The organism is Flavobacterium lotistagni, from assembly GCF_011392125.1.
GTDB lineage: Bacteria > Bacteroidota > Bacteroidia > Flavobacteriales > Flavobacteriaceae > Flavobacterium > Flavobacterium lotistagni.
In genome coordinates, this window is the sequence record NZ_JAAJBU010000002.1 from 86426 (window position 1) to 98032 (window position 11607).

The window sequence follows — 11607 nt, forward strand, 5'->3', positions numbered from 1 at the left end:
AAATAAAGTTTTCAACAACAAGATATTCACAATAAAAAAGTCGCTAACGAAACCCATTTACATAAAAAAAGTGCCTAAAAAAGCACTTTGTTTGTTCCAGATTCGAATTGGCTCTTACCTGACATTTTTCTCAGGATAATTTACAATATTATAGACAACAATAAAGTCTTTTTGATTGATGTATAACTGTTTTCGGTCACCTTGCTTTTTGCGTGTAATAATCGAAATCGTAAATGGCAAACCGTCTGCATCTTTGCAAGTAAACGGATACACCAAATCGTTCTCGTTCTCTTCTTTCTCTTGGTAATCCAAAATATCGTAGAGCTGAATTTCTTGCGAATAGACTATAATACGATTCTTATCTGTATCCAAAGTAATCACGATGGAAGTATCTTTCAAGTCAGACCATTTCCCCCACTCGCCTTTATTATTGCGCTCCATGACACTGAATCCGGTTGTGAGAAATTTATAGGTTTGCGCATTGGAAAGCAGGACTGTAAAAGCAATCAGACAAAAACTGTAAAGGAACTTCAACTTCATAACGAACGGATTAAAAATTAAACTGCGCTACAGCAACTTTTGCTTGATTGTATTCTGTGATTACCTCTTTAATGATTCTTGCAACAGGTTGAATTTCATCTATCAGGCCAGCTATTTGACCAATTTCTAGTTCGCCTTCGATTAAATCGCCTTCAAACATGCCGCGTTTGGCACGTGCCCGACCCAGCAATGCTTTTAATTCTTCTGGCGTTGGACATTTACTGTACAAATCTTGCAAATCGTTATAAAACTTATTCTTAATCAACCGTACAGGTGCGAGTTCTTTCAAGGTCAATTGGGTATCGCCTTCTTGCACTTCAATGATGGTTTTCTTAAAATCAGCATGCGAAGAAGATTCCTCTGAAGCTGCAAACCTACTGCCCATCTGAACGCCATCAGCACCCAAAATCATGGCGGCCAACATCCCTTTTCCGGTAGCAATTCCGCCGGCTGCAATGAGTGGAATCGAGATATTTCTGCGCACCATCGGAATCAAAGTTAAAGTGGTGGTTTCCTCCCGACCATTGTGCCCACCGGCTTCAAAACCTTCAGCAACCACCGCATCTACTCCCGCTTCTTGCGCTTTTAAGGCAAACTTCGAACTACTCACTACATGAACGACAGTAATGCCTTGGGCTTTAAGATGCGCGGTCCAAGTTTTTGGATTTCCGGCAGAAGTAAACACTACTTTCACGCCTTCTTCAATGATTATCTGGATGATTTCTTCAATGTTAGGATACAACATCGGCACATTGACTCCGAAAGGTTTATCGGTTGCTTTTTGGCATTTCTGAATGTGTTCGCGAAGCACTTCCGGATACATCGAGCCAGCACCAATGAGCCCTAAACCTCCAGCATTACTGACTGCACTGGCAAGTTTATAACCGCTGTTCCAAATCATGCCGCCTTGAATAATCGGGTATTGAATCCCGAAAAGTTGTGTAATGCTATTCATTATTGTTTAGAAATTTTTCCAGATTGACTAGAAGTCGCCGTTTGAATTTTATACAAATAGACGCCAGAATTCATATCGCTTAAATTGACATTTGACTGATCTTGGAAAATTTTACGTTGCAACACCAATTGTCCTAAAGTATTGTACAAGCTCAACTCAGCAGATTGAAAAGCGCTAGGCAAAGAAATAGTAATATTATTTTGCGCTGGATTTGGATAAAGTAAAAACCCGTTAGCAGCAGTGGTGTTTACTGATAACAAAGCATTATTCAAAGCCAGATTGAAATCTGGAATACCATAACCCAATTCATCATTCGGAGTAGAAAACAAACTGGCTGATTGCTTAATCAACTGAACAATTTCAGCATTAGTCTTTGTCGGTAAAGCCTGCCACAAACAAGCTACCATTCCGGCTATAATTGGCCCAGAAAAAGAAGTTCCGTTGCCGGTAACAATATCGCCATTGGTATTAGAAAGCACCGATTGACGGCCTTGTGCCACTACATCTGGTTTCACTCTACCGTCAAATGAGGGGCCTTGCGAGGAAAAACTTGCGTAATTTCCGGCAGCATCCACGGCGCCCACAGTTAGGGCATGTTCGGCATCGGCTGGGGCGGAAATATAATGCCAATCATCATTACCTGAATTTCCGGCAGAATTCACCGAAATCATACCGCGGCTAAAGGCCATTTCCACTCCTTTCGAAATGAAAGCCGTCTGTCCGTTCATGTCCTCGTAGGTAAAATTATAGTCCGGATTGTCAAATTCGGTATAACCCAACGAAGTATTTAAAATATCGACACCCAAACGGTCTGCTTCTTCAGCTGCTTCAACCCATAATGACAACTCCAACGGCCATTCGTTAGCGCCATCTTCGGTGATAAACAAATAATAAGAAGCATCCGGTGCAGTACCTACAAGTTCGCCGTCTTTGTAACCGCCCATCGTAGAAAGCACCATCGTTCCGTGAGAAATTCCGGTGTAAAAATCGGCACTGCGATTCACATAATCATAACCGCCTAAAATTTGGTTGTTGGCCCGCAAACGATCAAAAGGCTCTGCAGTATTAACCTCCGGGAAACCACCATCCATTACGGCAATAATTTTCCCGGAACCCGTATAATCTTGCTGGTGCAACAAATGGCCTTTTAACATTTGAATCTGATTCAACGAATTCCCGTAGTTGAATTGGGCCAATCTTCTTTGTGTAGTTTTAACTTTGCTGCTTTTTCTGACTGTAACAGATTTCCCGGCGCCATTGAGCGAGCGGTTTGCAAATTCTACATGGTCTACATAAGGTAACACAGTCAAGGCATTAATATCGGTAACACTGCCCCAAACGTGCACAGCATTGAACCACTTGGATTGGGCTTTTACTTCAATTCCGGAAGCGGCTTCAATTTGGTCGATGTAAGGTTGGTGCATTGGAGCATCGTGAATGTCGAGCGAAATATTCTGAGCTGTGCGCCTATCTAACGAACGTTGCGAAAGCTCCGACAAAGGATTACTGAAAAATGCATCAGCATTCGGCTTGGCATTCAAATACACCCAAGCATCTTCCTGAGAAAAAACTTGGAACGACACCAAGAAAACCAATAGTAAAATAAATCTTCTCATAGCTGTATTTTTTTTTGTAAACTTACGAAATTACTCCTGATCCGACCAACTCTTCGCCGAGATACCAAGCAACAAATTGCCCTTCGGTAATGGCCGACTGTGGCTCGTCAAAAGCGACGTATAGGCCGGATTCAAATTGGTATAAAACCGCCGATTGCAATGCCTGTCGGTAACGGATTCTGGCCTGAACTCGCATCGACTCGCCCGGCAACAGTTTTAAATCCTCGCGAATCCAATGTACCTCTGAGGCATCCACAAACAAAGCCCTACGGAAAAGCCCCGGATGTTGATGGCCTTGCCCGGTATAAATGGCGTTATTTTCTACGTCGGTCGCGATTACAAACAAAGCTTCGGCCGTGCCACCTACATTCAAACCTTTGCGCTGGCCAATGGTGAAATAATGTGCTCCTTGGTGTTTGCCAACGACTTTTCCCATTTCGGGAACATATCGAATCGGTGCGGCTTCTTGCGCTAGTTGTGCTTCTAAGTTATCGGCATTCTTCGGCAGATCGAGATAGATTTGCTGATGGGCTTCCACCTCGAAAATCAAACCAGCTTTGGGCTGTAGTTTTTGTTGGAGAAACTCCGGCAACCGCACTTTTCCGATGAAACACAAGCCTTGAGAATCTTTCTTTTCTGCGGTAACCAGTTCCATTTCGGCAGCAATCGCGCGAACTTCTGGTTTGGTCAATTCACCGATCGGAAACAAAGCTTTAGCCAATTGTTCCTGAGACAACTGACACAAAAAGTATGATTGGTCTTTGTTGCTATCGACACCCGAAAGCAGTTGATAAACCGGTTGTCCATCGACTTCGATTTCACCTTTTCTACAGTAATGCCCGGTGGCTACGAAATCAGCACCAAGATCAAGCGCAATTTTTAGAAATACATCGAACTTGATTTCACGATTGCACAACACATCCGGATTCGGTGTGCGGCCTTTCTCGTACTCAGCAAACATATAATCAACAATCTTCTCTTTGTATTGCTCGCTCAAGTCGACGGTTTGGAACGGAATTCCGAGTTTTTGCGCCACCAGTAAAGCGTCGTTACTGTCTTCCAGCCAAGGACATTCGTTGGAAATCGTGACCGAGTCATCGTGCCAATTCTTCATGAACAGCCCAATGACTTCATAGCCTTGTTGTTGCAACAAATAAGCGGCAACACTCGAATCAACACCTCCGGAAAGCCCAACAACTACGCGTTTCATGATGCAAAAATTTTAGCCGCAAAACTACAATATTTTTTCATTGCGACGCTGCTTTAGTAGTTTCTTAACCTTTGCTTGAGCCAGATTCAGGATTGGTTTTCACCTGCGCTGATTTCCGGCGTTTGACCTTGTCCATGTTCTCCTTTTTGAGCAATTTTCCGTCTTGATAAAATTCCCAAAAGCCTACCTTTTTGCCATTTTTGAAAACGCCTTTAGACACCGGATTTCCCAACGGGTCATTAAAAACAGCCGGTCCGTCGAGTTCACCTTGTTTGTAATTGGAATCTTCCAGCACTACTCCTTTCATTGTATATTTCTTGTAACTACCGTGTTTCAAACCTTTCGAGTAATGGGCTTCTTCAGCAATATTCTCTTCGCCTTGAACACCTGAACCGCGATAGTAAACCGTGCGCTTGCCTTCTAGTTTACCGGCTTTGTAATACTCTAAAGTCATGATATCGGGCAGTCCTTCGTGATAGTACTTCCACACGCCTTCATTGAGTTTGTTCACTTGCTTGCCTTCACTGACTTTATGGTTACGTTGGTCATAAAAAATCGTGTAAACCGAATTGTCTTTGGGGTTAAATTCACGCGTGGCAATGACCGTTTGTGCTTTGGTATCATCGTAATAAGTAAACGTCCCGACTTCCTTGCCATGGCTGAAAGTTCCTTGATAACGCAATCTTTTTGATTCAGGATGATAGCCTTTCCAAAGCCCGTCTTTCTTGCCTTTATCATCAACTTTATTGATATCTTCTTGTGCCAAAGATGTGATATTAGAGGCAATTAAAACAACTAAAAGCCAACTTCTCATTCTCATAATCTTGATTTTACGATCCATTTTAACTCGATTTGAGTAATTTTATTTTGCAAATCTACATGAAAACAGCACAAGTTAATCCGGCTTGTTGTCGCTCATGAATTCACTTTTATTTTTAGCATATTCATACCCTTGTAGCCACCACTGTTTCATTTTTTCTTTGTTGAAAACCAGTGCGTTGTCGGTGAGTTGGATTGGCGTGTAATATAAATTCAGCTTGACATTTTTATTTTTAGCGGATAGTTTGCCGATGGTAATGTCGTGCTTTTCTACCTGATTGAGCAAAGTCTGGAACAAATCGACCATCAACGAAAACGGGTTTTTACCAATCCGTCTGGGAGCCGTAAGCACTTCAGTTTCCAGAATGATTACATCGACTTCTGTAGCACCGCGGTTGATGGCTTCTCTAATCGGCACCAAGCTAGAAAATCCGCCGTCTCCATAATCATTCCCGTCTTTGGAAGCCAAGGTCATGAACGGAATATAGTTGCACGAAATCCAGATCCAATCGCAGAAATCTTCGTAATCAAAATCGCGGATGCATTTGTACTCGACCTCATTTCTGGAAAGATTGGTCACCGTGACTACAATATTCTTATGGGAATTCTTGAGTTGGTTAAATTCAGATAAGGTGAAATTTTCCTTGATGTACTTGCGCAACTGATGGCTTTCCCCGAAGGTGCGCTTGCCACGAAAAAACTGGAGCAATACGTTAAAATGGTTAATACCCACCGTATCAACACCATTTTTGTGCTTGACCACAAACGGATTGATGTCGAAAATATGGTGCATCGCCACTTCGGTATAAACGGAACGAATTTTAGCCACATTGCCCAATGCCAAATGCGGAATGAGCAAGCTACCGGTAGAAGTGCCCAACAGCAAATCGTATTGGCAACGCTTTTCCTCCAAAAGGTATTGCGCCACGCCACCACCAAACGCGCCTTTGCTTCCGCCGCCTGAAATCACTAGTGCTTTCATGTTGTTTTATTTCTCATTCAAGAGTCGCTGCAAATGGGTTTTTTCACGAATGGGCAATTGCCCGAGAATTAGATTAAATGTCGCTCTATGCTTATCTTCTTTGATGAGTTTGCGGATATTGTCTTTGCAGAATTTGACGTACTGCCAACGGTGGTGGGCAATTCCGTAGGCCAAACCGCGAAAAACATCTTCAGTGTAAATTTGAAGATTGAGTAGTTTTTGCAGTGCTTGCTGCTGGATGTTTGAATCATAGTTGGTTCCGGTGAAAGCCAGTAATTTCAGGTAAATCTTCACTTTTTGCTTCGGGTCAGAAGTGGTCAAATGGGCCAAATATAAATGCAACAATTTGAGGTTTTGGTCTTGAAAACCTACCCAATTTTTAGAAAGGTCGATATAGCGCTTTTGTTCTGCAGGAAACTGTTTCCAAAGATTGAATAGTGCTGCTTCCTGGGTTTCGTATGACGGATCATTGAGCAAGGTTTCATATCGCTCGCGGAACGACTCCGGGATTTTCGTGAGCGAATTGGCCACCGCTTGACGCACATGGATTTCTCCGGTTTTAAGCGCGGCATCGAGCAAAAACTCTTTGTCTTCAAACCGTTGGGAAGCAGTTTGAAAAACCAGCATTTCTTTAATCGGATAATACGCGTCAGATTGCATCAATGCTAGTATAGCGGCCTTGTCTTTTGTGACCGAAAGCGGATTTCGCTGCAACTCCAAATACTGATCAAGAAATTTATTGTTGCGCAACAAGCTCATGTCTTCGGCCGGAAATTCAGCACTCTCCAACCAACGCTTCTTGAAAAACGCCGTGTTAAAAAGCGCTACTTGGTTCACTTCATTTAGAAAATCATCCGTCGTGACATTTTGGTAAGCATATTTGTTCAGGTAATTTTTAACCGCTAAATCGAACTTCTCATCGCCAATGGATTCATTCAAAACAAACAATGCCAAAGCACCTTTTTGGTAAAATGACAAACTACTCGCTTTTTCATTAAGCACTGGTATCGTATCTGTTTTAGAAGCCTCCAAGATTTGCCGCGAAATATTGTAAACTTTGTGATAAAAATAATTCTCGCCAAATACCGATTTCTCAGCCAACAAAGCATAATACGTAGCGAAACCTTCTTGCAACCAATGGTCTTTTCCGGATTTTGCCGTGACCAAATCACCGAACCACTGGTGCGCCAATTCATGCGCGTTGACATTCAGGTAATTGCGGTCGTTGTATGCGATACTGTCTACTATAAAATCTCTGGCAAACACGGTTGCTGTAGTGTTTTCCATTCCGGCATAAAGGAAATCGCGCACCGGAACTTGACGGTAAATTTTCCACGGGTAAGGCACGCCGATTTTACTTTCTAGGTAATCAAAAATTTCGCGGCTGTAACGGTAAGTCGGCTCTAGATTTTTTTGGTCTTCTGCTTCATAATAAAACTCCAGCGGCGTTAAGGATTTAGTAGTGGTTTGCTGCTTGGAAAAATGACCAATGGCGAGCATCACCAGATAACTACTCATCGGTTGGCTCATACGATAAGACCAAACCAGATTGTTGCCTTTAGCTTCTTTTTTAACCAAATCTCCATTTGAAATTACTGTAAAGCTTTTATGAAAAGTTACCTCCAGACTAAAGATTATTTTTTCATTAACATCGTCGAAACTTGGCAGCCAATGGCTGGTGTATTTGCCTTGACCTTGTGTCCAGATTTGGCCTTGCACTTCTTCGGGAGCAACGATTTTTTGATTGAAATCCCAATTAACAAAATACATCGCTTGGGTTGGAAACGCTTCGTAAGTAAAAGTCAAGACATTGCTTCCTAAATCAAAACCATCAAATAAAAGCAACTGTTTTTTGTTGTCTTTGTAAGCGACCGGTTTTCCGTTGATTCTGACGTCCGAAAAGGTCATTTTTTGAGCGTCGATGCGGATGGTATCTACTTTTTGATTGACTTCGAAATTGTAGGTGATATTGCCTTTCACGTTGCGTTTAACGGGATTAATCTCCAGTTGCGCCTGCAGTGTTTTGAAATCTACCCAGCGTGTTTGTTGGCCCAGTACAATCGAAGTAAACAATAAAAGTAGATAATAACGCATGGATGGAGGCATTTGCAATACAAATATAAACGGGTTGGTTCAATTCTAACGGCAGTAAATTTACAAGTTTCCCACTTGTGAAAATATGGTTATCTTCGCTTTGACAAAATCTTAACGCCACGATGAACCACTTACTGCACACCCCGATTGAATATCTAAAAGGCGTCGGCCCTGCTCGCGGTGCGGCCTTGCGCAAGGAATTAGGCATCAATACCTACGAAGATCTAATTCAGTGTTATCCGAACCGCTACATCGACCGAACCCGTTATTACAAAGTCAATGAACTGAAAAACCAGCCCGCCGAAGTACAGCTCATTGGTAAAATTATTACTCTAAAAACAGTCGAACAAAAACGCGGTAAAAGACTGGTAGCAAACTTCATAGACGACACCGGACCAATGGAGCTCATTTGGTTTCAAGGCCACAAATGGATCAAGGAAAACTTACCGCTGAATGTGCCTGTGGTGATTTTCGGAAAGTGCACTTTATTCAACCAAACCTACTCGATGTCGCATCCGGAAATTGAACTGCTCAAAGACCATGAACAAAATCTGCGTTCGGCGATGCAACCGGTTTACCCATCGACCGAAGCGCTCGGAAATAAAGGAATCACGAGCCGGGTAATGTCTAGAATGATGCAGCAGTTGTTTCTGGAAACGCAAAATCTTTTTGTCGAAACTTTGCCCGAATATTTGCTGAACGAGTTGAAGTTGATGCCCAAAAAAGATGCGCTCTTCAACATCCATTTTCCGAAAAGCAACGAGAAACTGGCTCAGGCGCAATTCCGACTCAAGTTTGAAGAGTTGTTTTTCATTCAGTTGCAACTCATTACCAAAAACTTGATTCGCAAACACAAAATCAAAGGCCACGCTTTTACGCAAGTGGGCGAATATTTCAACACTTTTTTTCAAAATCATTTGCCTTTTGATTTGACGAGTGCCCAAAAAAGAGTGCTCAAAGAAATCCGCAACGACATGGGCCATCCGGCGCAAATGAACCGTTTGCTCCAAGGCGATGTAGGTTCGGGAAAAACTATCGTAGCCTTTATGAGTATGTTGCTCGCCATAGACAACGGCTTTCAGTCATGCTTGATGGCGCCGACAGAAATTCTGGCCAACCAACATTTTCTGGGCTTAAGCGAACTGGCTCAAACACTCAATTTAAATATCAAAATACTGACGGGTTCGACCAAAACTGCCGATAGGAAAATCATTCATGAGGAACTTGAAAATGGGCAACTTCACATTCTCATCGGCACACACGCCCTGCTCGAAGACAAAGTCAAATTCAAGAATTTAGGCTTGGCGATTATTGACGAACAACACCGTTTTGGCGTAGAACAACGCTCGAAACTTTGGCAGAAAAACGAAACACCACCGCACGTTTTGGTCATGACTGCGACACCGATTCCGCGCACTTTGGCGATGAGTTTATATGGTGATCTGGACATTTCCATCATCGACGAATTGCCGCCCGGACGCAAACCGATTCAGACCGTGCACCGCTTTGACACCAACCGTTTGAAAGTATGGAAATTCATTCGCGACGAAATTCACAAAGGCCGTCAAATTTATATCGTGTATCCGCTGATCCAAGAGTCTGAAAAAATGGATTTTAAAGATTTGATGGATGGTTACGAGAGTATTTCGCGGGATTTTCCGCTGCCGCTCTACTCGATTTCTATTGTTCACGGCAAAATGAAACCCGCCGATAAAGACGCCGAGATGAAACGCTTCGCGGAAGGCAAAACCAATATCATGGTGGCCACTACCGTGATTGAAGTCGGCGTGAATATTCCCAACGCCAGTGTGATGATTATTGAAAGTGCAGAACGTTTCGGGCTCTCGCAACTACACCAATTGCGCGGACGTGTAGGCCGTGGCGCCGAGCAGAGTTATTGCATTTTAATGACTTCGCACAAATTGTCTAGCGATACCAAAACCAGAATCGAAACCATGTGCCGCACCAACGACGGTTTTGAAATTGCAGAAGTCGACCTCAAACTGCGCGGTCCCGGCGATATTATGGGCAAACAGCAAAGTGGCGTTTTGAACCTGCAAATAGCCGACATCGTTCGAGACAAAGAGATTTTACTGACCGCCAGACACGAAGCGGTCAAGTTACTCAAAGACGATCCGTCGATGTTGAATCCTGAACATGCTCGACTTAGGGAAATTTTTCTGGAACTCTCGCGCAAAAAAAACATCTGGAACTACATCAGTTGATGTGGAAAAAAACAGCAAAATAAAAGTTAAATAAGCCACAACTGCCCGGTTTTAAAGTTTGTAAAACCTAAATTTGTCGCACTTCTTACCCAAGCCACATGAGATTAAAACACTTGATTTATACGCTATTGATTATCGGTTTTGCGGCGTTTATCGGTTATCGCATCACCCAAAACAAGAAAAAAGACGACCACGGTAAAGACAAAGGTGGAAAAGGGAAAACCATGACCGTCAGCGGAATGGTCGTTCAGCCTCAAACTTTCGAAAACAACCTCTCACTTTCCGGCGCGATTCAGGCCAATGAGCAAGTAGAAATCCGTAGTGAAGTTTCCGGCATTGTGGAGAGCATCAATTTTCAAGAAGGCAGTAACGTGGCTAAAGGACAAATTTTGTTCAAAGTAAACGATATTGAACTCCGCGCCCAACTCGGTCAAGCCAAAACCAAAGAAGCCTTGGCTAAAGAGAACGAACGCCGCGCCCAATTGCTGCTGCAAAAAGAAGCCATCAGTCAAGAAGAATACGACATTGCCAGGGCCGATTTCAAATCAGCACAAGCGCAAAGCCAACTCATTAGCGCACAAATCGGGAAAACTTCGGTGAGAGCGCCCTTCTCAGGAAAAATCGGCTTGCGGAACATTTCTCCCGGAACCTATATTACACCTTCGGTTTTAGTAGCCAATTTGGTCAACACCGGCAAGCTCAAAATCACGTTTTCTATTCCTGAAAAATATGCCGCAGAGATTAAAATGAACTCTTTACTGTATTTCACCGTCGCGAATTCTGCTCAAAAATATTCCGCAAAAGTCTACGCCATCGAGCCCAGTATAGAAGCTGCTACCAGAACTTTACAAATCCGAGCGATTGCCGAAAACAACGACGGCAAATTGTTTCCGGGCACTTTCGCTAATGTTGAGCTTCCGCTACAAACCATTAAAGACGCCATTCTAGTGCCTACCGAAGCGATTGTTCCGGTACAGAACGGCAAGAAAGTGTTTGTTTGCGAAAACGGCAAAGCCAAGGAAATCATGGTCGAAACCGCCACGAGAACCGATGCGTCAATCTTAGTACTTTCAGGGCTGAAAGCTGGTGACACACTGATCACTTCCGGCATTATGGCACTCAAAGCAGACGCCAGCGTAAAAGTAAAGATCAAATCTTAAATCTCC

At 43.1% G+C, this 11607-nt stretch carries 9 protein-coding genes; 2 read left to right on the forward strand and 7 right to left on the reverse strand.

Annotated elements, in window-relative coordinates; all coding sequences use genetic code 11:
- Positions 1 to 114 precede the first annotated feature (114 nt).
- The 7 genes from G4D82_RS03180 to G4D82_RS03210 all read right to left on the reverse strand — a co-directional run bounded on the left by G4D82_RS03180 (position 115) and on the right by G4D82_RS03210 (position 8216).
- Positions 115 to 540 (reverse strand): hypothetical protein, encoded by a 426-nt coding sequence (locus G4D82_RS03180; RefSeq protein WP_166334430.1) that lies wholly within the window; start codon positions 538 to 540, stop codon positions 115 to 117.
- Between the two features lie 10 nt (positions 541 to 550).
- Positions 551 to 1495: an NAD(P)H-dependent flavin oxidoreductase gene (locus G4D82_RS03185; protein WP_166334432.1), complete on the reverse strand. Its 945-nt coding sequence runs from the start codon at positions 1493 to 1495 to the stop codon at positions 551 to 553.
- A complete protein-coding gene (locus G4D82_RS03190) occupies positions 1495 to 3111 on the reverse strand; it encodes a S8 family serine peptidase (RefSeq protein WP_166334434.1) in 1617 nt (538 codons plus the stop codon). The genes G4D82_RS03185 and G4D82_RS03190 overlap by 1 nt, the downstream gene beginning before the upstream one ends.
- Before the next feature lie 22 nt (positions 3112 to 3133).
- Positions 3134 to 4321, reverse strand: a complete 1188-nt coding sequence (gene mnmA / locus G4D82_RS03195) for a tRNA 2-thiouridine(34) synthase MnmA (protein WP_166334437.1) — start codon at positions 4319 to 4321, stop codon at positions 3134 to 3136.
- A 64-nt stretch (positions 4322 to 4385) separates the two neighbouring features.
- A complete protein-coding gene (locus G4D82_RS03200; RefSeq protein ID WP_235924294.1) occupies positions 4386 to 5162 on the reverse strand; it encodes a toxin-antitoxin system YwqK family antitoxin in 777 nt (258 codons plus the stop codon).
- A 54-nt stretch (positions 5163 to 5216) separates the two neighbouring features.
- Entirely contained in the window at positions 5217 to 6122 is a 906-nt protein-coding gene (locus tag G4D82_RS03205) for a patatin-like phospholipase family protein (RefSeq protein ID WP_166334439.1), read from the reverse strand.
- Between the two features lie 6 nt (positions 6123 to 6128).
- A complete protein-coding gene (locus G4D82_RS03210; protein ID WP_166334442.1) occupies positions 6129 to 8216 on the reverse strand; it encodes a M1 family metallopeptidase in 2088 nt (695 codons plus the stop codon).
- A 122-nt stretch (positions 8217 to 8338) separates the two neighbouring features.
- Between G4D82_RS03210 and recG the strand changes: the two genes are divergently transcribed.
- Together recG and G4D82_RS03220 are read left to right on the forward strand one after the other, a co-directional pair.
- The gene (gene recG, locus G4D82_RS03215) at positions 8339 to 10441 is read left to right on the forward strand and encodes an ATP-dependent DNA helicase RecG (RefSeq protein ID WP_166334444.1); all 2103 of its coding nucleotides are present in this window, start codon (positions 8339 to 8341) and stop codon (positions 10439 to 10441) included.
- 98 nt (positions 10442 to 10539) lie between these two features.
- The gene (locus tag G4D82_RS03220) at positions 10540 to 11601 is read left to right on the forward strand and encodes an efflux RND transporter periplasmic adaptor subunit (RefSeq protein WP_166334446.1); all 1062 of its coding nucleotides are present in this window, start codon (positions 10540 to 10542) and stop codon (positions 11599 to 11601) included.
- Positions 11602 to 11607 lie beyond the last annotated feature (6 nt).